The sequence below is a fragment of the Paenibacillus oryzae genome (assembly GCF_001675045.1).
Taxonomy (GTDB): domain Bacteria; phylum Bacillota; class Bacilli; order Paenibacillales; family Paenibacillaceae; genus Pristimantibacillus; species Pristimantibacillus oryzae.
In genome coordinates this window covers 70,477-93,480 of record NZ_LYPA01000032.1, presented here as the reverse complement: position 1 = coordinate 93,480, position 23,004 = coordinate 70,477, and the positions used below count along the sequence as shown (strand labels likewise).

At 49.5% G+C, this 23,004-nt stretch carries 13 protein-coding genes; 7 read left to right on the top strand and 6 right to left on the bottom strand.

Annotated features, from left to right (window positions below):
• Positions 1–102: 102 nt before the first annotated feature.
• The gene (locus A7K91_RS05405) at positions 103–1,011 is read right to left on the bottom strand and encodes an ArsR/SmtB family transcription factor (protein ID WP_068680472.1); all 909 of its coding nucleotides are present in this window, start codon (positions 1,009–1,011) and stop codon (positions 103–105) included.
• A gap of 857 nt (positions 1,012–1,868) precedes the next feature.
• On the opposite strand from A7K91_RS05405, the gene arfA reads away from it, so the two are divergent.
• On the top strand, positions 1,869–3,374 hold the full coding sequence (gene arfA / locus A7K91_RS05400) for an arabinosylfuranosidase ArfA (RefSeq protein WP_068680468.1): 1,506 nt from the start codon (positions 1,869–1,871) through the stop codon (positions 3,372–3,374).
• Between the two features lie 532 nt (positions 3,375–3,906).
• Positions 3,907–9,897 (top strand): immunoglobulin-like domain-containing protein, encoded by a 5,991-nt coding sequence (locus A7K91_RS05390; protein WP_068680466.1) that lies wholly within the window; start codon positions 3,907–3,909, stop codon positions 9,895–9,897.
• Positions 9,898–10,380: 483 nt separating this feature from the next.
• Here the strand turns inward: A7K91_RS05390 and A7K91_RS05385 are convergent, their stop codons facing one another.
• The 3 genes from A7K91_RS05385 to A7K91_RS05375 form a co-directional block, all read right to left on the bottom strand.
• The gene (locus tag A7K91_RS05385) at positions 10,381–10,881 is read right to left on the bottom strand and encodes a DUF2798 domain-containing protein (protein WP_068680465.1); all 501 of its coding nucleotides are present in this window, start codon (positions 10,879–10,881) and stop codon (positions 10,381–10,383) included.
• A gap of 392 nt (positions 10,882–11,273) precedes the next feature.
• A complete protein-coding gene (locus tag A7K91_RS05380; protein ID WP_068680463.1) occupies positions 11,274–11,837 on the bottom strand; it encodes an NAD(P)H-dependent oxidoreductase in 564 nt (187 codons plus the stop codon).
• Positions 11,838–11,932: 95 nt separating this feature from the next.
• Positions 11,933–12,580 (bottom strand): hypothetical protein, encoded by a 648-nt coding sequence (locus A7K91_RS05375; RefSeq protein ID WP_082967254.1) that lies wholly within the window; start codon positions 12,578–12,580, stop codon positions 11,933–11,935.
• 212 nt (positions 12,581–12,792) lie between these two features.
• Between A7K91_RS05375 and A7K91_RS05370 the strand changes: the two genes are divergently transcribed.
• Together A7K91_RS05370 and A7K91_RS05365 are read left to right on the top strand one after the other, a co-directional pair.
• Positions 12,793–14,298 (top strand): glycoside hydrolase family 43 protein, encoded by a 1,506-nt coding sequence (locus tag A7K91_RS05370; protein ID WP_068680462.1) that lies wholly within the window; start codon positions 12,793–12,795, stop codon positions 14,296–14,298.
• A 389-nt stretch (positions 14,299–14,687) separates the two neighbouring features.
• A complete protein-coding gene (locus A7K91_RS05365; protein ID WP_068680461.1) occupies positions 14,688–15,785 on the top strand; it encodes a PA2928 family protein in 1,098 nt (365 codons plus the stop codon).
• Here the strand turns inward: A7K91_RS05365 and A7K91_RS05360 are convergent.
• Both A7K91_RS05360 and A7K91_RS05355 read right to left on the bottom strand, forming a co-directional pair.
• On the bottom strand, positions 15,782–17,383 hold the full coding sequence (locus A7K91_RS05360) for a response regulator (RefSeq protein WP_068680455.1): 1,602 nt from the start codon (positions 17,381–17,383) through the stop codon (positions 15,782–15,784). The genes A7K91_RS05365 and A7K91_RS05360 overlap by 4 nt on opposite strands.
• Positions 17,376–19,199 carry a sensor histidine kinase gene (locus tag A7K91_RS05355; protein WP_068680453.1) on the bottom strand — a complete coding sequence of 608 codons (1,824 nt, stop codon included), beginning with the start codon at positions 19,197–19,199 and terminating at the stop codon, positions 17,376–17,378. Before A7K91_RS05355 ends, A7K91_RS05360 begins: the two co-directional genes overlap by 8 nt.
• A gap of 666 nt (positions 19,200–19,865) precedes the next feature.
• Here A7K91_RS05355 and A7K91_RS05350 point away from each other — a divergent pair.
• From A7K91_RS05350 to A7K91_RS05340, 3 genes are all read left to right on the top strand, one after another.
• Entirely contained in the window at positions 19,866–21,209 is a 1,344-nt protein-coding gene (locus tag A7K91_RS05350; protein WP_082967253.1) for an ABC transporter substrate-binding protein, read from the top strand.
• 67 nt (positions 21,210–21,276) lie between these two features.
• Positions 21,277–22,167 carry a carbohydrate ABC transporter permease gene (locus A7K91_RS05345; protein ID WP_068680446.1) on the top strand — a complete coding sequence of 297 codons (891 nt, stop codon included), beginning with the start codon at positions 21,277–21,279 and terminating at the stop codon, positions 22,165–22,167.
• A 12-nt stretch (positions 22,168–22,179) separates the two neighbouring features.
• Positions 22,180–23,004 carry a carbohydrate ABC transporter permease gene (locus A7K91_RS05340; RefSeq protein ID WP_068680440.1) on the top strand — a complete coding sequence of 275 codons (825 nt, stop codon included), beginning with the start codon at positions 22,180–22,182 and terminating at the stop codon, positions 23,002–23,004.

Below are 23,004 nucleotides of genomic sequence, written 5' to 3'. Positions count from 1 at the left end.
GCAGAACAAGCATTGGCTTTGCTTGGTTTGTATGGAACGGCAACAGTGAGTAGTCATTCTCGGGGCATTCCTATCTAGCTCTGTCTGTCTAGCTCTGTCTGTCTAGCTCCGCTCCGTGTAGCGCATTCGGATTAACAAATCCTGCTCGTAGTTGCCAAAACCCCGTCCGTAGAGCGTCAGACCGCCCCGTCCTTTTTTGAGGTCCTCGGCACTGATCCGCAATGTCCAATAGGTAGCTCCAGGGTCCAGTATGTCGACCGTTGCTTCGGATATTTTCATGCCGTCGATAAAGGCTCCGTGCGGGTTAAGACGAAGAACCTTCAGCATGCCATATTGATTGACATTCGGATTCCACCATAGCGGGGTCAAGCGGCCGCGCTGCTCGCCAAAATCGCCCGGACTGGTCCAGATACCAACAGGCTTTCCATCCAGCGAAAAGGAAATGTCGGAAGGCCAATGCTCATTAATTTCGGGCGCTTCCGAACCAATTTCCATAGATATCTCAAGCTCCTTCAGAGATTGATCGCCCAGCAGATAATTAGGAATGCGATATTCTACATACCCTCTCGCAAACCACAAAATGCCGGCGTGAACCCGTTCGGGGTCAAGGAAGCTGACAGGATCGTCGTAATGTCCGATCAACCGCTCCGTCGTGGAAATGCCGCAGGTCGGCGACGCTTCAAGCTCTGTATAATGACCCACCGGGATTGACAGCTCCTTGACATTGATATCTGTTGCCGGCGGAGAAAGCTTGATTTGCATAAATTCGGTTGTCACGAAGCAGAATTTATAAGTACCTCCATTGATGCGCCTCATTTCGCTGCCAACGACGCCGGCTTTCTCCAGCTTGCCCACGTGGCTGCTGACAACGGCGTTGCTGAGATAAAGCTTGGCCGCCAGCTCCTTGATGGACATTTCCTTAATGTATAACAGGTCTATAATTTTGAGGCGTATTTCGCTAGCCAGCGCTTCATAGACGGCCAGCGACTCCGTGTTTGTTGTCAGATACATAATGAGCTCCTTCAGGCAGTTAATGCGATAATGGGACAATCGCTCCTACGCGCAGTGTTAAGAGTTGTTTAGTTTGAATGTTGTGCGATGATGCGATGTATCAAATCAAATGTACGGTGGTACGATGGTGCAATGTAGTGATTGTGCAATGCAAGGAATAAGCGATGTATAGAGGGTGACATGAACAACATGCGTCGGACATAAATGACCGTTAGAGCTGGATTTTGGAGTCAACTCGTCTTTTAACGGAAACGAATGTCCGTTACAGAAGTTTTTGAGCGTGATTTAGAGCTTTTTTCCCCCATAATGGACATTCGCTTCCGTTAGAAAACAGAATTCCAGCATTTCAGGGAGCTGACGGACATAAATGTCCGGCAGAATGTGCTTTCATCGACGAGTGATCAGTCAGTGATGTGCTGCCAACGGTGAGTGATTAGTGATGTGCTCTCATCGTCGAGCATACTTCAACGAGTTTCTTTCTACGATCTGCCGGAGACATTTCCTGCGATGAGCCTCATTCACCAGGCTACAAGCAACATCGGGAAGCGCGCCATACAAGGAAATCCGGAGCAATTGAAGTCGGAAGAACGCCATACAAGGAAGTCCGGAGCAATTGAGATCGGGAGGACTTTTCATATGCCGGCCATACTGCTTAGACTCTTTTGTTTAACTATCGTTTGTTCAACTTATCTTTTGTCCAACTTATCGTTTGTTCAACTTGTTTAGTCAGAATTAGTTATTTATCGAATCCTGAACAATTGCAGTTGTTTACATTACTCTATTATGATACAAATAAAGTGAAGTTATCAATATCAGGATTTTGCTTTTACCTAATTCAAAGAAAAGAGGCTGAAGCGATGACTGTCAAGTCAACCATGTTAATTGATAAGAATTTTGTTATTTCATCCGTAGATAAGCGGATTTACGGCTCGTTTATCGAGCATTTGGGCCGCGCGGTATACGGCGGCATTTATGAACCGGGACATCCGACGGCTGACGCCAATGGCTTCCGTCAGGACGCTATTGAAGCGATCAAGGCGCTGAACGTGCCGATTATCCGTTATCCCGGCGGCAATTTTGTATCCGGCTACAACTGGGAGGACGGCGTTGGCCCCAAGGAGCAGCGCAGACGTTTGCTGGAGCTGGCCTGGTGGACGACAGAAACAAACGAAGTAGGCACTAACGAATTTGCAGATTGGGCCAAGCTGGTCGGCACCGAAGTGATGATGGCGGTTAACCTGGGTACACGCGGCATCGACGAAGCGCGCAACCTGGTGGAATATTGCAACCATCCATCCGGCTCCTACTACAGCGATTTGCGTATTTCCCACGGCTACAAGGAGCCGCATCGCTTCAAAACCTGGTGTCTGGGCAACGAGATGGACGGTCCTTGGCAGATCGGCGCCAAAACGGCAGTGGAGTACGGACGTCTCGCTAACGAAACGGCCAAAGTAATGAAGTGGGTTGACCCAACAATTGAGCTTGTTGCTTGCGGCAGCTCCAGCAGCGGCATGGACACGTTTGCGTATTGGGAATCAACTGTGCTTGATTTGTGCTACGATCAGGTTGACTACTTGTCGCTGCATACCTATTACAATAATAACAACAACAACACGGAAAACTTCCTGGCGTCATCGCTTAATCTGGATCATTTTATCGGCAGCGTGGCCGCAATCTGCGATGCAGCCCAAGCCAAGAAGCGCAGCAAGAAAAAGCTGATGCTTTCGCTGGACGAATGGAATGTCTGGAAAACGATCGGAACAAGCCGCATGGAAGAACGCTGGACAATTGCGCCGCCTGAATGCGAGGATGTGTACAACCATGAGGACGCGCTGGCTGTAGGCTGCTACCTGATTACGATCCTCAAGCATGCGGACCGTGTCAAAATGGCGTGTCTGGCGCAGCTCATCAACGTTATCGCGCCAATCATGACGGAAAATGACGGTTCCCTTTGGCTGCAAACGACGTATTATCCGTTCCTGCACGCCTCCAACTTTGGCAGAGGCACGGTTATCCACTCCATCGTAAACTCGCCGAAATACGATGCGAAGGACTTCACGGATGTTCCTTACCTGGAAGCAACAGCGGTGCATGATGAGGAAAACGGCTATGTCACTATTTTTGCAGTCAACCGTCACCTGAGCGAAGCGATGGAACTGGACATTGATGTGCGCAGCTTCGGCAATGTAACCCTTGACCGTCATATCGTGATGGAGAACGATGATTTGAAAGCCTTCAACTCCAAAGCAGCGCCAAACAACGTTGTGCCTCACGATAAGGGTAATACGACTATTGACGGCTCACGCGTTACCTCCCGCCTGTCCAAGGCATCGTGGAACGTCATCCGTCTGAAGGTCAACTGATTAGCCCCGACGGACACAGATTAACTTGAGCATAAACAGTTTAATTTGAGCACAAACAGATTATCTTGAACATAAACAGATTATGTTGAACGTAAACGGACGGATTATTTTGAGTTTGAACGGATAAGCAATAGCCTCGATTTCTGACGGGTTCTTTTTGAACAAGCCGGGAATCGAGGCTTTTTTGTGCTGCTCGGGATTCCCGCAAAAGCTGTAGTGAGCCGCTTGCCAGGGAATGCCTGACCAGTTCACACCGTATGATATTGTTCACTCGGGAAATAGGCCTTCTTCACGGCCATGCCCATAGTCTCGGTATGCTCAGAATGAACTATGAACAATTCAAGCTTCAATGAAATTTCTTGCGTTTTTGGCCGGAAAATCCCTGGTTTGCTCCAGTTCATTCGCGTAGATATTCTTCAGTTGCGAGACCAGAAAGGATTCGTTATCATTCGTTGTGACGTTCTGCTAAACAACGTGGAAGCGCATACAAACAAGGGCGAGGGCGATCATTACATTAAAAGGAGGCAACACATTGCTTAAACAGAAAAGATGGATTTCGCTAGCGTTATGCTGCATGTTGCTTGCGACATTGTGGACGCCAATGAAACCGGTCTTTGCGGATGGCGGCGACAGCGCGCCTTCCTCGGACTGGACGGAGCAGGAGCTAAAGGCTAACGATTATATTTTGTATTTTGTAAACGCGGGCGATGCCACGCCTGCTACATTGGAAGGCAATGACAAGCTTGGTCTGTACGCCTCCGTTACGGAGCAGGTATACGGTCCTGATCCCGTTACAGGCAAGCAGTGGGGGCTGGTGACAGCAACAAGCGGAACTAGCGGAGGCAATGCTGCAACCAAGGAGGGCAGTCTGAGATATTACAATGGCCCTCAGGTCAGGGACAAAGCGCTGGAATACCGTTTTGAGCTGCCTTCGGATGAATATGATGTCACCTTCGGCTTCCAGAACCCTTGGAGCGGCCGCAGCGTCAATCTGTTGCTTGAGGGCGTTAATGTTTCCGGCGGCGATATGGCGATCGGGGCCGACGGCGCTTTTAAAGAGGTAACCTACCGCAAAATCGCGGTGAGCGATGGCATGCTGGATTTGCGTGTGCAAGGTCCGGCAGCGGGAACCTTGAATCAATACAACGATCCCTTGGTCAACTATCTGATCATTCGGAAATCCGTAGTGGTGCCGACTTCTGATTTGCAGGATAAAATAACGGAGGCTGAGGCAGCAAAAGGCGCAGATAATTATTCGCCCTACAGCCTTGGTATTTTGAACGATTCCATTGCAGCGGCTAATGCTCTTCTGACGGCTCTATCGGAGCCGGGGCAGGATTATGGAAGCCCGGACAATCAGGAGAAAATTCGGGCGGCTATTGCGGATTTGGCTGCGGGCATAGCGGGTCTGGCGGTGAGCGAGGTCTATTCCTCTTTTAAGCCGGGCGCTGTCTGGAACGATACGAACGGAGCCTTGATCCAGGCTCATGGGGCAGGCATTATTTTTGATGAAAAATCGCAAAAGTATTATTGGTACGGCGAGGATAAAACGCATGGCTACCTGCCTGCAAGAGGAGTGCGCGTTTATTCGTCGACCGATCTGTACAACTGGCAGGATGAAGGTCTAGCGCTGACTGCGATTAAGGATATGGACGCCTTCACCAATGATCCGCTGATTTCGTCGCTGTACGCAGGGCGTCAGGATAAAGCCGACATTCTCAACGATATCGGCATCGACCGGATCATTGAAAGACCAAAGGTCCTTTACAACGCCAAAAATGACAATTACGTCATGTGGATGCATACCGACGGGCCTTCAGAGACGTCCACAGCTAACTATGCCAAGGCGGAGGCGGGTTATGCAATCAGCGATTCCCCGACAGGACCGTTTGTTTATGGCAAAAGCGAACGAATGGACCGTGCGCCTGAAGGAGCGACGGACAACGGACAGCCAAATCAGCCGGGCATGGCCCGCGACATGACGCTGTTCAAGGATGATGACGGTACGGCTTATCTGGTTTATTCCAGTGAAGAGAATTTAACGATGTATATCTCCAGGCTGAATGAGGATTATACGGATGTTGTGGGCTGGCATAAGGATGGCAATGTCGAGCGGGATACGGAGTACAAGGCGGAATACGGCGTAGATTACGTCCGCGTTTTCCCGCTTGCCCAGCGCGAGGCTCCGGCATTGTTCAAGTATCAGGGTCTTTATTACATGATTACATCCGGAGCTACGGGCTGGGACCCTAACGTGGGCAAATATACGGTAGCGGATAATTTGATGGGGCCGTGGAGGCCGATGCGCGATGTTGCGCCGGGCAGCTCTACCACCTTTGGCTCGCAAAGCACACATGTAATTCCGGTGGACCCTGCTAACGGCAAATTTATTTATATGGGCGACCGCTGGAACAAAAATGATTTGAAAAACTCGCGTTACGTTTGGCTGCCTATCGAATTCGGGCAAGGCGATGAAATTGTGCTGCGCTGGCATGACGAATGGACGCTGGAGGATCTGAACGGCATGGGCCGCGTGGAGATCAAGACGGAGCTTCCCGGCAGCACTACAATTGGTCAACTGCCGCAGCTTCCGGAAACTCTCGTAGTTAAGCAAGGCGACGGCACTGACGTCACAACGCCAGTGATTTGGACTTCCACTGCGTCAGCCTTTGCAAAGCCGGGTCCGGCTACTCTGGCGGGAACGCTGCCCGAGTTCGGCAACAAAAAAATTCAGCACAAGCTTTATGTAATCCCTGAGGGCAAGGCTTATTTTGTCCATGCGGGCGGAGCCAATACAGCGGATTACCAGGAAATGATAGAGCTGATGGGGGCGGAAAACGTCCTGAACGGCGCTGTCATTGATCAAGCCTATAATGCGGCTTCTGCTCCCACTTGGGGGCATGTCGGATACAATACGAACTCCAATGGCACCGACAGTGGAGATTTGTTCAGCTCGCTTCGCTACCTGCTGAGCAATAAAGGCGATGATTTAACCTATCGTTTTGATGTGGAGGAAGCAAAATACAACGTTTACGTTGGCCTGTATGATCCATGGGCTCAATACTCCAACGGCAACCGGAAAGCCAACATTTTGCTGAACGGGAACGTCATGACGCCGGGCTACGTGTTCACCTCGGCGCGCGATGTGTTGAGCTACAGCAATGTAACGGCAACCGCCGGCAAGCTGGAGCTGACCGTGCGCCGTGCGGCGAGCGGCAACGCAGATCCGCAGATTAGCTGGATTATGATTACCGAATCCAAAGGAACAGATGTTGAACCGCCGCGTGAAACGCCGAAGCTGAAGCTCTACTATGATTTTGGCAAGGTGGAGGATACGACGGTAGTGGACCAGGCGGGTGAATTTGACGGCATCTGGAGGAATAAAGACAAGGCCCGTCACGTCGAGGCCGGAGGCACTGGCGTGGCGGATTTTGCCGGAGGCTCCGTAGATTCCTATATCGAAATTCCGCAAGGCGTTTTGGACGGTCTGCAGGATGTGACGGTATCTTCGCTCGTAAGCTGGAATAGCACTCGTCCGGCGGAGTGGGTGTTTGCTCTAGGACAAAACGATACCCATTATTTATACTTGACGCCTAAATACAACAATAACAACAACGCGTCAAGCGGAGCTCGGACCGGTATTGCGACAAACGGCTGGAGAAACGAGCAAAGCGCGATTGCTTCATCCGTTCTGCCGACTCAAACATGGAAGCTGGTAACGGTAACCGTGCAGGGGCAGGAAGGAAAGCTTGCCTTGTATATTGACGGCCAGCCGGCCGGAACCGGAGCAACGGGCGGCTTTACGCTGGAGCAGATCAAACGGACGACGGGACCAAGCGGCTATATCGGCAAATCGTTTTATGCCCTGGACCCTTATTTCGGCGGGAAAATTGCCGACTTCCAAATTTATGACGGCGCGTTAAACGCGGCTGAAGTAGAAGCTCTGTATACAGATTATGCCGACAAGCTGGATGTACTGGAGGGGCTGTCTGTATCGGAGGCTGCGGAGCAGCTTGATGCGGCCTCGATGCTTGGGGCCAACCCATCCAAGGATGAGGTGCGTGGAAATCTGAGTCTGCCGACAACTGCCGGGCAAGGGCTGACAGTAACGTGGACCTCCTCCGATGCAAGCGTCATTAGCACGGACGGAACGGTGAACCGTCCTCCGTATGGCGGTCCGCCTGCCATCGTCACGTTGACGGCTGAGGTGTCCGACGGTACGCATAAGGGGAGCAAAAGCTTTACCTTTACCGTGCTGCCTATGGAAAATGACCGCCAGCTGGCGGAGTGGGATGCCGCGGCGTTGAAGGTAAATAATATCGCTGATGTGCGGGGTCATTTGACGCTGCCGACCAAGGGCGAGCACGGCTCTGTCATTACATGGGCGACAGAGGATGGTTCCATTGTAACGGCTACTGGAGAAGTGAACCGTCCGGCTCATGGAAGCGGGGATAGAACGATTGCTTTAACGGCAACCATCAGCAAAGGCTCCGTTTCGCTGACCAAAGCTTTTGGAGCTGTTGTTCGGGAGCTTCCGCCTCAGGAGGAGCTTGCGGGATATTTGTTCAGCTACTTCAAGGGCGAAAGCAGCGCAAACGGCGAGCAAATTTACATGGCTCTAAGCAACGGAAATACGGCGCTGGATTGGCGAGAAATGAATAATGGCCAACCCGTGTTGACCTCTGCGCTTGGCGAAAAGGGACTGCGCGATCCTTCCATTATCGCGTCGCCCGAGGGCGATAAGTTTTATATGATCGCAACCGATCTGAAAATTTACGGCAATAATGACTGGAATCGCGCGCAACGCTCCGGCAGCCGCTCCATTATGGTTTGGGAATCCTCCGATCTGGTGAACTGGTCTCAGCAGCGCATGGTCGAGGTAGCGCCGGAAAACGCAGGCAATACCTGGGCTCCAGAGGTTGTGTACGACGATGTCAATGGCCAATACGTCGTATTGTGGGCATCCAAGCTGTACAATACGCCGGATCACAGCGGCGACAGCCAGCAACGGATCATGTACGCTACAACGAGAGATTTTTACACCTTCTCGGAGCCGCAGGTTTATATGGATTACGGATATTCCATCATTGATACCACAATAGTGAAGGATGGAGGAAGCGTATACCGCTTCACGAAGGATGAACGGGACAACAACCAGGGGACGCCTTCCGGAAAGTTTGTGTTCCAGGAAAAAGGAAGCGGCATTTTCGCCAATGATTTTGAGCTGGTGAAGGAAGCCATCGGGAAAGGACAGATTGAACGCGGAGAAGGTCCAACCGTTGTCAAATCCAATACCGAGGACAAATGGTATCTGTTCATTGATGAATTTGGGAAACAAGGATACGTACCTTTTGAGACAACAGACCTGGATTCCGGTAACTGGACAAAATCGGCGAGCTACCATCTTCCATCCAGTCCGCGCCATGGCACCGTTATTCCGGTAACGGCATCGCAATATGCGGCTTTGTCGGCGCAAGTGCCGGGCGTAACGCCGCCTCGGCAAGACGTGCCGGTAACGGGAGTGGAGCTGGAGGGCAGCTCCGTCAGCTTGAAGGCGGGCGAGCAAGCAGCGCTTAACGCTGTTGTAACGCCAGCTAATGCAACAAACAAGGGACTGCTGTGGTCCAGTAATGCAACTGATGTGGCAACAGTGGATGCTTCCGGAAAGGTAACGGCATTAAAGGCAGGAACGGCTGTTATTAGCGTGACAACAGCAGACGGCGGCTTTAGCGACTGGAGCAATGTGACAGTGGAGGCGGCACCAACTCCAACAACGACGCCGGAGCCTACTCCTGCGCCAACGTCCACAACAAGTCCAACACCATCGTCAACGACTTCGCCGGGTTCAAATTCGACGCCGTCGCCAACAGCGTCGATGGGGCCAAGCGCGACGCCAACGGCAAGCGCCAGCCCGAGTCCGACGCCATCGCCAACGGCAAGCTCAACGCCTGCCCCTACGGGCAGTCCGTCTCCAACACCAACGGAGTTTGCAGATACGGGCAGCCATTGGGCGAAAGAGGTCATAACCAAGCTGACTGCAAGCGGTGTGCTGACAGGCTTCCCGGACGGCAGCTTCAAGCCCGAAAGGCAGATGAGCAGGGCGGAGTTTGCGGCCGTCGCGTTCAGACTGCTTGGCTTGCAGGCAACCGATACACCGGCTGTGTTCACTGATGTTGCCGCGGATGCCTGGTACGGTCCTTATATTAACGGGTTGCATACCGCCGGTCTGGTGAATGGCTTCCCTGACGGCGAGTTCAAGCCGAAGGATCAGATGACGCGCGAAGAAGTGTTTGTCATCCTTTACAGAGGTCTTAAAGATAAGCTTAAGCCAATCGATGCTGGAGCAAACTCAGGCGAGCATGTATTTACCGATGGCAACGCCGTTTCGGCTTGGGCTAGAGAAGCGATCAAGGCTTTGACGGAGGCAGGAATTATTTCCGGCTACGGGGACGGCTCGATTCGTCCAAAAAGCCTAATAACGCGGGCAGAGGTAGCAGCCATCGTTGCCAAATTGATGGAGTAAATGCAGAGTGGACGTACAATTAATACGGAAGAGAGCGTGCGTTGTATGATTTTTCGTATAAAAGCTGCTCTCATAAGGGTCAGTTAAGCTATTTTGTATGATGAATCGTACAAAACGAAGGCGGCAGAGGGCTCAGGCTTATATTTTGTATGTTTTTTCATACAACAAGCCTTCTCCTCCCTGGATGGGCAGCTATTTTGAGTGAATTATCGTATAAATACAATTTGAGGGCATTAAGTTTGAGGGCATTAAATAGAGATCGCATTAATGCAAATGCAACAAATGAAATGGCCAAGGCTGATTACGCCTTGGTCATTTTTCGCAAACGCGGATAATTATCTTGGAAGGCACTCGACCGAGGATTAACCTCCATGAGCCTGTTTGTTTTTTTCAGCGTGATCTCTTTGAGTATCGCGGAATCGATAGATCGCCAGATCTTCAGATTGCCAGATCGACAGATCGCCAGGACTGAGATGCGCATTATTAAATCTGGCTTGCGCCTGCGAGAGGGGAGTTGGTTTTCTTTTGGACAAAACGAATAAATACGTAACGAACCAAGGGACCAACAATTAATAATTGCAGCGGAAGGGCAACAATAAAGTTTTTGCCGAAGGTTTGCAGGTAGCTTACCAACAGCGGCTCCGTCCCTGGACCGTTAATCCAATAGGCCATTGCCAGGCCGTATAAGGACATGCATGCCGCCATTCCGATAACCATACAAGTTGAGATGGACAAAATGGCGTACACCTTTTTGGATTTATTAATAGGAAGCTTAAACGCCATTTTTTTGGCAAACGGCCCAACGAGGAAAAAGTCCAGTAAAAATGCTACAGAAATGCCGCATAAAAATTCAACAACGCCCTCCGCTAACGTTATCTCCCATAACCGATTATTCAACGCCAGATTATACGTCGTCATCACAATAACCATTCCAAAACACATCATTAAGCCAAAATAAAGACTTTCCTTCTTTGTTGCCGGCATTCTCTCTCAACCCTTCATATCTAGTATGGGGTTAATTATAGAGATCAAAAACTCCGCGCATAAGTGAACATTTAATGAAGATTTTCATCTAGTTAAACACGATTAAATTAAAGGTTCAATTTGGATAATTATGATATTTTTATAGATGCTTGATGATGTGAATAACTGATACGACCTTTTAGAATTATACATGGATTAGCAAATGAAAGGCAAAAAGGAGGGCGGGGCCTATGAGTGAAACCTGTGTTCCGCCGGGCATGCTGCCGGATGATTCTCTTGATGTCATGAATATTTTTATTGCGAGCTGGAGACGCCCTCATTCGTTATTAGAATGATAAGGCGTCCTTTTTGCTTATAGAAGTGATCAAAATATGCCTGGCTGACTGGTAATATTAATTCACATGATTGAGGAAGTCAATGTAATTACGGGCACTTTTGTCCAGTTCGTTTGTTGAATTGTTGGCGTCCATGCCGGGAGTATTTTCTCCGGGGTCGCCCTCGTGTCCGTATTGGGCATAGAACGAACGGTAGTTGGCCTGGCAATACTGGAACGTCAGCGCAAACGGAAGTAAAACCTGTTCCAATTCTGAGCGGTATCGCCCGGATGGGCTGTACTCTTCCTTTTTGATTCCTGCGGAGACGGCAAGAGCAACCTTGCGGTTTTTCAGTGCGGTTCCGTTTGAGCCATAAGCCCATCCGTAGAGCAAAACCTCATCCAGCCATTGCTTGAGCAAAGGCGGACAGCTAAACCAGTAGATAGGAAATTGAAAAACCAGATTCCCGTGCTCCTCCACAAGCCTTTGTTCATTGTTTACGTCGATTTTGCCTTCGGGGTAAGCCTTGTACAAGTCGTGAATCGTAAATTTATCTGAATATTTCTCAAGCTCGGCCATCCAGCGTTTGTTGATCACGGATGATTTTAAATCGGGGTGGGCTATGATGATGAGAGTTTTCATGACTATCCTCCGAGTTAATGATTTATAGTCTTTTGCAGTTATAAGTATAAAAGTAAAGTGTGTTGCCCGGTAAGTACGCACTTTTTGTTCAGCTACTATAGTGAAGGATAGCGGGATATCGAAATATAACGCCTAAGCTCCATCATAAAATGAAACACCGTATAGCTCAGCATGCCATAGATCAAAATGAGCACAACGACAACAAACTGCTGCGTAACAAATCCAAGCGTAACATTGGAAGCCAGATAGCCCAGACCTGCAAAGGCTGCGACGGGCTTGCTCCATTCGGACTTGGTCCGGGCATCCTTTTTTGACTTTTGCAAGAAGACAGGGGCAGTTTGCTTGCCCTTTTTTTTGCGGTTCCGTTTTATATAGTCATAGAGAGCAATTCCATAGGCGAGCAGGGTTCCCAATGCAAAAAACGGAGTATTCAGCTCCAGCATGGAATAGGCGAATTTTTGCATGACAATAAGCAGGCTCAGACTGCAAACTACGCCAAATATGCCTCTGAACAAAATATAGCTCCGCTGCAATGCGGCTGGAAGCAGGATCAGCAGTAACGCCCACAGGTTCATCACAATCAGAGGCGGAAAAAGGAGAGCCATATACAGCTTTTCCGCAGGCGCCGCCAAAACGGGAACCAGTACAAATACATTCAGAAAAAAAAGAACCAACATTGCGGCATGAAAACGAATGCTGCCGGGAGATTGCGACAGCGTGGATGTAGGTTTTGCAGGTTGCATGTATCATTCCGCTCCTTTCTATTCTATTTACGATATAGGATAAAAAGGAAAAAAACAAACCTGCATCAGGCCAGAATGTGAGAGGTTTAGGAGAAATGCCCGCAACGCTGCAGCTCTTTTGTAAAACGTATAGAAAGACAAGGGTTGTACTAGAGTCTGGTAGTGGTAGTATATTATGTACATATCCATTTTTTTATAAGGAGTGATAGGAAATGACTTATCGCAATCCCGTTATCAGCGGCTTTCATCCCGATCCCAGCATTTGCAGGCACGGGGATGATTATTATCTGGTCACAAGTTCCTTCGAATATTATCCTGGTGTTCCATTGTTCCATAGCAAGGACCTCGTTCATTGGGAGCAGATCGGGCATTGCTTGAGCAGGCCGGAGCAGCTGGATTTAAGCCGGGCTGGCAGCTCGCAGGGCATTTTTGCTCCAACAATTCGTGTACATAAGGACATATTTTATATGACGACTACCAATGTAACGAGCGGCGGCAATTTTTTTGTTTATACCGATAACCCGCGCGGACAATGGTCTGATCCGATTTATGTGGAGCAAGGCGGCATCGATCCCGAGCTGTTTTTTGATGACGATGGCACTGTTTATTATACAACCTCCATGGACATGAAGGTTTATCAAAGCCGAATAGATCTCGCTACGGGCAAAAGACTTTCGGATTGTGTACCTATATGGAACGGCACGGGCGGACAATATCCCGAGGCGCCGCATATTTACCGCATTGGAGAATGGTATTACCTTATGATTGCGGAGGGCGGTACTGAATATGGGCATATGGAAACGATTGCAAGAAGCAAACGGCCGGATGGCCCTTACGAAAGCAACCCGCATAATCCGATCATGACCCATCGCAGCCTGAACAAAACCATTCATGCAACAGGGCATGCGGATTTGGTGCAGACCCCGGAAGGGACATGGTGGGCCGTATTTCTGGGTATACGCCCGCTTGGTTATCCCAACAAGCATCATCTTGGCCGGGAAACCTTTCTTGCCCCTGTTACCTGGAGCGAGGAGGGATGGCCGACAATCGGAGACAACGGAACAATTAGTGAAGAGATGTCCTCTGACGGGTTGAATCTGCAACCCCTTGCCCCTAAACCGGAGAAAGATGATTTTGATGGCAAGACGCTGGATTATAGCTGGAATTTTTTGCGGAAATCCGATTCGCAGCTATGGTCGCTGAATAAACAAGAGGGCTTCCTTACGCTAACCGGCTCCGCGGCTACCCTCAATGATATCGCTGCTCCTGCATTTGTAGGAAGAAGGCAGCAGCATTTCCAGTGCGAGGTGTCTGCACTTATGGCGTTTGCGCCGGAGCGGGATGGGGATGAAGCCGGCCTTACGGTCTTTATGAATGAAAGATTCCATTATGAAATAGCCATTGCCCGAATTGTGGGTGAAACAAAGCTGATTATGAGAAGGCGCATCGGCAGCTTGTGGAGGATTGAAAACGAAATGCCGTGGGGGGCGGATTCCATTACGCTGGCTGTACAAGCCGATCGCGAGCGATATACGCTTGGTTATTATGACGGCAACAGCACATTTATCCCGTTTGGAAGCGGGGAGTGCAGCTTGCTTTCAACGGAGGTTGCGGGCGGCTTTACAGGGGTTTATTTTGCTATGTATGCTACGGGCAACGGCGCATCGTCGCAGACGCCGGCGCATTTTGACTGGTTCCGCTACAAGGTCCAGGATTAAACGGGGCGTTTTCTAACACAATGAAAATCTTCCGCCGCACGCTGCCGAGCGACAAGAAATGTTCGATAGTTCGCAGGTTTTAATGATTCAACACAAACGCAAGCATTGAGGGAGGGCCTAGCGGCTTCCCTTGGGGCTTGCGTTTTACTTTTTTTTAGCCACAAAACATGACTTTTATCCTACAGTGTGCAACGCTTTTATAACCGCTGTAATGCCTTTTGGCTTACGAATGTGGTCATGGTTGTTGAGACATTCTTCCATATGGTAGACTTTTCAGAATAAACGTACTGGATGATATATAAGCAGAACCATAGAGAAGTAGCGTCAGGCCAAGGTGTGAGTGGTTTGGAGAAAGGCATAAGGGCCGAAGGAACTGGGGAGGAATAGTCATGGACTTTTTTCGGAATTGGCAGCCAACGGGCTGGTTTGGACAGGATTTGACTCTTTATATCATTTACGGAGCGATAGCGTTTGCTATATTGGGAGTAGCATACAGTTGGGTAAAAAGGTCCTCCTCCAAGCCGTTTGCTTTGAAAAAAGCGGCCGTTGCGCTAGCTGCCATTATAGCTGTGGGTTTTCTGGGCGGGTCGTTTGTATTGTTTGTGTTTAACGGCGCAGGCCGGTCGGTGAGGATTGAGGCGGATTCAAAAACAGTGCTGGCGGAGCAAGACGGCCAGCGGCTTGCGATCAATAAAATGCGAATGATCATTCCAAACGGACAGTCCAACGGCATCTCCACCAGTACGTCCCGTTTCGAGATGATTGCGGTTGATTTGGAGACGGGCCGTAATGCCTGGCATCGCAGATCGGTTTGGCATGAATCGGTAATCGGAGGTACCAAGGAAGGCATTTTGACCATCAACACAAAGAAAAAAACGTTATTTTTTGTTGATCCCATGACGGGGAAAACGGCGCTGACCGAAGCAGAGTGGCTGAAGCGTTATCCTGGTCTGGAGGACAATTTGAGCTATGCCGCCAACGATTATTACGTTGCTTCAGAGGATGAGCTTTACCTGTATGCATTGGACGGAAAATATTATAAAGTAGATTTTTCCCTCCAGAAGGTGACGGAAAACCCGGCGTACAAGGATACGCTCAGCAACGACTTTTTTGCATCGACTTCACCGCTGGCCCTGCCGAATGACGAAGCTTGGGAGCTGACCCAGCGTCTGGACGGCATGTATCCCGATCTGCTGGAAAAAACAGTGCTGGTTGCGGAAAACGACGGGCGGAACGTCGTGGTTGGCCATCTGGAAAAACGAAACGATAAGAAATGGAGCCTTTCGCTGCTTTCGCTGGAGGAGCAGAAGGTGTTATGGACGGCACAAGTGGATGCGCCCAAGGGGATGGCTGGTACCGACTACGGTGCTGTGAAAGCCGGAAACAACCTGCTGGTTTATTCCAACGGCAAGCTGTTCCCGGTTCAATTGGAAACGGGCAGCATGAATTTTACGTACCAGTACCGCTGGAATAAAGCCGTCCGTTAAGAGCTGATCGTATTGCGGTATTGCTTGGGCGTCATGCCCATATATTTTTTGAAAACCTGAAAAAAATATTTTTCATCGTTGTAGCCCACCTGAAGGGCGATATCCGCGACGCGCAGGCTTTGATCCTTAAGCAGCAGGCATGCTTTCTCCATGCGCACCTTGTGCAGAAAATCAAGGAAGCTGCTTCTAAGCTGCTGCTTGAACAGCAGACTCAAATAACCGGGCGTAATAAACACTTCCTTGGCTACGGTTTCCCGGCTGATGTCCTGGCTGTAATGCTCGCGGATATAGTCCAGAATCGACTCGAACAGCTTGTTGCTTTGTTTTTTTTCGTTGAGCTGACGGGCGATGCATAATGCGGTGCTATGCAGCTCGGCATAGATGCTGTCGATGTTCAGCTTGGCCAGCTTTTTTGTAATCTCCTCCAGGTCCTGGCCAAACAGAGCGTTTACGTCCAATTCCTTTTCAATGCAAAGCCGGTACAGTGAAAAATATAGCGCAAAAGCAAATTTAAGCACCAATGACTTGGATTGCTTTTCATGATGAAGCGATTGCTGAAATAACAGGAGGCCGGACGTGATTTGCCCTTCGTCTCCCGATAGGACCGACTGGAGGACCAGCCTTTCCAGCTCGATGGGATAGGCGGTCTTCAGAGAGTCTTCATCCATAGCTTCCTCATAGTCGATCAGCTTGCCCGGGCCCTGATAAAAAGCCGTATCCAAGGCGTTTGCAGCAAGCAGTCCGGCGGTTCGGAGCTGGTTGATGCCTTTGTCCGCGGAGCCAATGGCGACGGAGACGCTAAGACGTAAAAAAGCGGCAGCATTGGCGATCAGCTTTTCTGCAAGCGGCTTTAAGGCTGAGACCGTCATTTCCTGCTCCACGTTCAGAATAACGGCTATATCGTCCTGCTCCTCCACGGCTGCGCAAATCCCCGCTTGAGACAACGTTTCCTCGCAAATATTTTTTAAGCCGTATTTTAGCAATTCAAAATCGAAAGCGCCAAAACGGTTCTGGTGCTGGAGATAATCATCAATCTGGATACGGATGATGCCAAAATAGGGATGGGGAAAGGTCAGGCCGCTTAACGCAAGGTTGTCAAGCAGCTTGGCATGAGGCGCGTCCTCCGACAAAAGCAGACGGCTCAACGCCTTGTCCCGCATCAAGGGCAGGCTTTCGCGGAAGCCTGCCTTCAGACGCTCCATATGCTGCGATTGCTCATGTTCAGCTTGTATTTCGTCCGACAGCTTCAGGACGGTATCCAATATTTCCTGGCGGCGGCTTGGCTTGAGCAGGTAGTCGCTGGCGCCAAGACTGAGCGCTTTTTTGGCATAATTAAAATCGTCGTAGCCGCTCATAATGACTGATTTGATATGCGGGTAGAGGCTTTTGACGCTTTCAATAAGCTTGAGGCCGTCCATCTCCGGCATGCGGATGTCGGTTAGCATAATATCAACGTGTCTTGTTTCAAGCAGCTCCAGCGCTTCGACTCCGTCGCGCGCTTCGCCAACGATGGTTATGCCGTGCTCCTCCCAATCAATCAACGTTTTGATGCCGCTTCTCGCGCGTTCCTCATCATCCACAATTAACAATTCAACCATGCTTTTCTTCCTCCCGGGTTTCCGTCATAGCAGGGATGCTCAGTTCGACCCGCGTGCCCTTGCCCGGCTCGCTGATGTAGGTCAATTTATAATCATCCTTATAGTAGTGGCGCAAGCGCTGAATAACATTTTGGATGGCGTATCCGCCCGTTTCCTGAGCGGTATAAACGTCCGATTCGGGCTGAAGCTCGGTTATTTCCTTAAGCATGCTTTCATCCATGCCTATTCCGTTATCCTCGATGACAAAAGAAAGCTGCTCGCCGTCAAGTCTGGCGCTGACATTTACGTACCCGCCTTCCCGCTTGCGCTCGATGCCGTGGATCAGCGCGTTTTCGATAAAGGGCTGAAGAAGCAGCTTCAGGATGACGTAATGCTCCAGCTCCTCGGGAATGTCGATGTCGCAGGTCAGCTTGTCCGCAAATCTCATTTGCTGCAGCTTCAAATATTGCCGGATCAATTCCTTTTCCTTGCCCAGGCTGGTAAAGCTTTTACCGCGGTTCAGGCTTAGCCTGAACAGTCTTGACAGCGTAATGACCATGTCGCTAATCCGGTCCTGCCCCGCCTTTTCGGCCTCCCAAAAAATCATATCCAGCATGTTGTAAAGGAAATGGGGATTGATTTGTGATTGCAATGCCTTCAGTTCGGCTTCTTTTTCCTTGAGGCGCAGCACATAGGCCTCGTCCACCAGCGTTTTAATATTTAATACCATATTGTTATAGCCTTGGCTGAGCAATCCGATTTCATCCTGATATTTGACCTCGACGCGCTCTCCGAAATGCCCGTTTTGAAAACGCCGCATGGAGATCAGAAGCTTCTTGATTGGCGCAGTCAAAAAGGACGTCAGCAGAGTAGTCAGCGGCACGGTCAATACGATGATGCCCAGTATAGCCAGGCCAACAAACAATTTAATGGCGTTTAATTCCTTCGTCAGCAGATGGAGCGGCACGGCGTAATAAATGCGCCAGCCATTGTCCATTACGCTGTAGGAAATCAGCAGCTCCTCTCCGCCAATTTGCGTGACGCGCGAACCGCTTGGTTCCTGCAAATCGTTCTCCTGTGGACTAAACAGAGCCAAATCCGGCTCATAAAACGTTTTGCCTGCCGCCAGCATCGACTGGCCGTTTTGATCCAGAATAAGAATTCCGTGATCCTGATCGTACAGGTTTTTCAAATAGTGGCTGCGGATTGTCTGATGATTGACGCCTACAAAAATAACGCCAAGCTTTTCGCCATTCAACGTGCTGCGGACGATGCGGCTCATGCCCATTTTGCCCTGCCGGTTGTATTCGATAAAAGCATTATTCGTAAGCGTCAGCGGAAACCAATAAGGCGCGCCGTTTAGCCGCTCCGTCTGCCGGTATACCTCGCTGGCCGTTATCGTTTCCAGCTTGGCGGGGCCGCTGCTGTCATCTGTTGCAACCTGGTAAAGCGGATCGCTGCTGCTTTCGCCGTACAAGGCCAAATAATCAAAATTTCCCGTAACCAGCATCTGATCCATCAGCGAAGCAGCCGGCCCCGAATAAAGAGCGAACTCCAGCGCATCCTGTTCATTGGCTTGCATCTGCAAGGCTTGCTGAACCGTAGACGACAGCACAAAAACAGTAGCCCAGTCGGAGATCGAGCGCTGCATGCGCGTTACATTGTTGTCGATCACCGTAATAACGGACTGGTTTGAAACGCTGACCTTGTTAACGATCTGGGTTTTGGACGTTTCAAACGAAAAATAACCCAGCGTAACGGCCACAAGCGCCGTGATGAGTTGAATGATAACAATCAGCTTTGTTTTCAGGCTCCAATGATAAAAGGATTTGACCATATCTGCTTCCAACTCTCTTTGAGGTTGTTCAAATAGACGCCTATATAAGTTGAACAAAAGAGCTTCAGCGGTGCGGGCCGACGTGTGAAAAGTTCTTCCGATCGCCCATTGTTCCCGGATTTCTCTGAATTAATTGTTCAATGGGTGAGATCCAGGAACACAAGCGAACGCTTAAAACGTTCTGAAAGAACGTTACCTCGTAAGCATAGGCATTTCTCCAGAACCCTTCACACTCTGGCCTGATGCTGATCATTTTGTCATCTTAATTAAGGGATTGTCCGAAAAGTCAAACGGAACGAATAACTATTCAACAGAAAGGACCGGAGGGGAAAGGGTGTCTTGAGGGCGAGTTTTTTTGTCGGCTTTTATCCACTACAAAATAGGATCAAAAAAAAGCCGACAAATAGGTTTGAGCTTCCAAGACACCCTTTTCCTGCAGGTACCGGTTTTGCTGAATATTTATTCACCGTAACAGACTATTCGGACAGCCCCGTATTGAAGCATACTTTCAGTGTAGCCTGCCCGGACTTGGTTAACAATAAGCGAAAGAGGTTATGATATAAATCTAAACCTTACGCGATGATTCTCTACTTACAGCATGCGGATGGCTTGTTATGATACAAACATGAACCGGCAGATACCGGATTACAATGAGGGGGATTTGACATGATGAAGAAAAAGACAGCGTTTTCGTTAATGGCGCTTACTGTTGCGCTTACAACTGTTTTATCCGCTTGCGGAAGCAACGATGGAGCAAGCAAGCCGGGAAACACTCCTTCTAATACGAATACATCCGGCGAGACCAAGCAAGTTACGCTCCGATTCTTCTCCAACCTGCCTGACCGCAAATCCGGCCAAGGCTTGGCGGAGCAAACGGTTATCGACAATTACGTAAAAGAAAATCCAAATGTAAAAATCGACGTTGAGGCGCTTGCGGAGGAGCCGTTTAAAAACAAGCTTAAAGCTTACATGGCCTCCAACGAGCCAATCGACATTACAATGGTCCATAACGGCGCCGAGCTGGATACGCTTGTAGCGGCCGGTTACGTGACCGAGCTGAATCCAAAGGATTATGAAGGCGAAAAGTATAACTTCCTGCCGGGCGTATTTACGGGATTTACGTTTAACGATAAAATTTACGGCTTGCCGCGCAACAGCGACTATTCCGTTATTTATTACAATAAAGCCTTGTTCCAGGACAATGGCATCAAGGTTCCAACAACTGTAGACGAGCTGATGGCTGCAGCCAAAGCGTTCCAAGAGAAAAAAATCGAGCCTATTTCCATGAACGGCAAGGACCTGTGGAATATTGGCGCCATGTTTCAGAACCTGCATCAACGGCTTAGCGGCGAGCAAACATCCCTGAAGGAAGCAGCCAAAGGCCAAAGGAAATTTGCCGACGATCCTTATGTTATAGAAGCAGCAGCGCTGCTGCAGCAAATGGTGAAGGACGGCATTTACAATAAAGCTTACATGACGATGGACTACGGCGCGTCGCAAAACCTGTTTACTCAAGGCAAAGCGGCGATGTGGTATATGGGCTCATGGGAAGCTGGCATGGCCTCTAATGAAAGCTTGCCGCAATCGTTCCGCGACAATCTGGGCGTTATCCGCTTCCCGGTTGTGAATGACGGAAAAGGCGGCATCAATGATCTGATTGCCTGGAACGGCGGCGGCTATTCCCTGGTTGAAGCCTCCAAAAATAAAGAGGAAGCGAAAAAATTCTTTGACTTTATGATGAGCGCCGATCAATGGGCGAAGGTAGCATGGGACACTGGAGCTGCTGTTCCCGCCCAGAAATATGAGCTGACTGGCAAAGAAACCGAAGTGCAAAAGGAACTGGCCAATATTTTGCTGGAAGCAACGTCCACAACAGGCATCCTGTTAATCGATGCCAGCACAGCTTCCTTCAAAGACGCGGCTCAGACGGCTCTCGGCAAGCTGGCGATTGGCAACATTACCCCTGAAGAGTTTGCGGCTGAGCTCGATAAAGCGGCAAGCAAAAAATAAACAGAAAAATCGAAAAGGGCGGACATCGTGATCTGCCCTTTTTGTCTCTCTTGGGAGGAGTGGCATCATGCATAAAGTATTAAGCGATCGGATGGCGATATTTATATTCGTCTTCCCGGGATTGGCTTTTTTCATCCTGACCTTTGTAGCCCCTATCATTTTGAGCGGGTATTACTCCTTGACGAACACGATTGCGCCCGGAACAAGCGTTGATATGGTTGGACTCAGCAATTTCAAGGAGCTGCTTCTGCACGACGAGCGCTTCTGGCTTTCCCTTCGCAATGCGCTGCTGCTGGGACTGGGCTTTGTCTTGATCCAGCATCCCATTTGTATCTTTTTTGCGATTATGCTGGATCGGATCGGCGGCAAAGCGGAAAAATGGTTCCGCACCATCTTTTTTATCCCTTGCGTAATATCTGTTGTCGTTATTTCCAGAATGTGGCTTTCGCTGCTTGACCCGACATTTGGCTTGTTGAACAAAGTTTTGGGCTTTCTGGGACTGGAATCATTGCAGCATGTTTGGCTGGGCGACTCCAGCACGGCGCTTGGCTCTCTCCTGTCCATTCTGATCTGGTCCGGCTTTGGCTGGGGTCTGTTGTTCTATTATGCAGGCGTTAAAGGCATTCCCGAGGAGTTATATGAAGCGGCGCGTCTGGACGGAGCAACGGGCATCAAGCTTCACTGGCGCATTACGGTTCCGCTGCTTTCCCCGGTTATTACGGTACAAGTGACCTTGGCTATGATTACGGCATTGAAGCAGATGGAAACGGTGTTCCTGACCACAAACGGCGGTCCCGGCGATTCTACTCAGTTTCTTGCGGTATACCTATATAATCAGGCGTTTTCGGCCAGCAATTATGGCTACGCCAACGCGATTTCAATCATGTTTATTATCGTCTGCCTGCTCGTTACCTTCCTGTTGAACCGCATTATGAAAAACAAAAATCTGGATTATTAAGGAGAGAACAAGATGTCAAAAGCAAACCGCAGCATGCTCTGGATCTTTTTTCTCCTTGTCGCATGCGTTCAATTATTTCCGCTAGTCTGGCTGGTTGACTTTTCGCTAGTTGATTCCAATGAATTTTTCTCTGATAGCGTTTTGGTTTGGCCCGATATTATTAAATGGCAAAATTACATCAACGCTTGGGTAGACGGCCAATTCGTTCGTTATTTGATTAACAGCGTCATTGTATCCGGCGCAACGATTATTTTGACAACGGTCATCTCGCTGTCCATGGCTTACGCGTTTACACGGATGGAGTGGAAATGGCGCGCATTCTTTTTCGGCGTTATTTTGCTGGGCATTATGATTCCGATCCACGCTACTTTGCTGCCGAACTTCGCTATCTTCAAGACGCTGGGCTTAACGGATTCCTATTGGGGACTTATTTTGCCCTATACAGCGGTGTCGGTTCCGTTCAGCACCTTTATTCTGACGGGCTTTATGCGCAGCATTCCCCGGGCGATTGAGGAATCCGCCGTTATGGACGGCGCAAGCATTTACCGGACCGTATTTCAGATCATTTTGCCGCTGACGATGCCGGCTGTTGTGACGGTTGCGGTAACGACCTTCCTGAACTGCTGGAACGAGTTTATTATGGCATACACCTTCATTAGTAATAACAGCTTGAAGACGCTGCCGTTTTCCGTCATGAATTTTGCGGGACAATACGCATCCGATTACGGCTCCCAATTCGCCGTTATGGTACTTACTTCAATTCCGGCTATCGTGATTTACGCTATCTTTAACGAAAAAATTACGAAGGGCGTTACGGCCGGCGCAGTTAAGGGATAG

What these genes read in the sequence shown, in the direction of transcription:
- A7K91_RS05405 (WP_068680472.1), bottom strand. Translation starts at nt 1,011, where the DNA reads ATGTATCTGACAACAAACACGGAGTCGCTGGCCGTCTATGAAGCGCTG.
- arfA (WP_068680468.1), top strand. Translation starts at nt 1,869, where the DNA reads ATGACTGTCAAGTCAACCATGTTAATTGATAAGAATTTTGTTATTTCA.
- A7K91_RS05385 (WP_068680465.1), bottom strand. Translation starts at nt 10,881, where the DNA reads ATGCCGGCAACAAAGAAGGAAAGTCTTTATTTTGGCTTAATGATGTGT.
- A7K91_RS05380 (WP_068680463.1), bottom strand. Translation starts at nt 11,837, where the DNA reads ATGAAAACTCTCATCATCATAGCCCACCCCGATTTAAAATCATCCGTG.
- A7K91_RS05375 (WP_082967254.1), bottom strand. Translation starts at nt 12,580, where the DNA reads ATGCAACCTGCAAAACCTACATCCACGCTGTCGCAATCTCCCGGCAGC.
- A7K91_RS05370 (WP_068680462.1), top strand. Translation starts at nt 12,793, where the DNA reads ATGACTTATCGCAATCCCGTTATCAGCGGCTTTCATCCCGATCCCAGC.
- A7K91_RS05365 (WP_068680461.1), top strand. Translation starts at nt 14,688, where the DNA reads ATGGACTTTTTTCGGAATTGGCAGCCAACGGGCTGGTTTGGACAGGAT.
- A7K91_RS05360 (WP_068680455.1), bottom strand. Translation starts at nt 17,383, where the DNA reads ATGGTTGAATTGTTAATTGTGGATGATGAGGAACGCGCGAGAAGCGGC.
- A7K91_RS05355 (WP_068680453.1), bottom strand. Translation starts at nt 19,199, where the DNA reads ATGGTCAAATCCTTTTATCATTGGAGCCTGAAAACAAAGCTGATTGTT.
- A7K91_RS05350 (WP_082967253.1), top strand. Translation starts at nt 19,866, where the DNA reads ATGATGAAGAAAAAGACAGCGTTTTCGTTAATGGCGCTTACTGTTGCG.
- A7K91_RS05345 (WP_068680446.1), top strand. Translation starts at nt 21,277, where the DNA reads ATGCATAAAGTATTAAGCGATCGGATGGCGATATTTATATTCGTCTTC.
- A7K91_RS05340 (WP_068680440.1), top strand. Translation starts at nt 22,180, where the DNA reads ATGTCAAAAGCAAACCGCAGCATGCTCTGGATCTTTTTTCTCCTTGTC.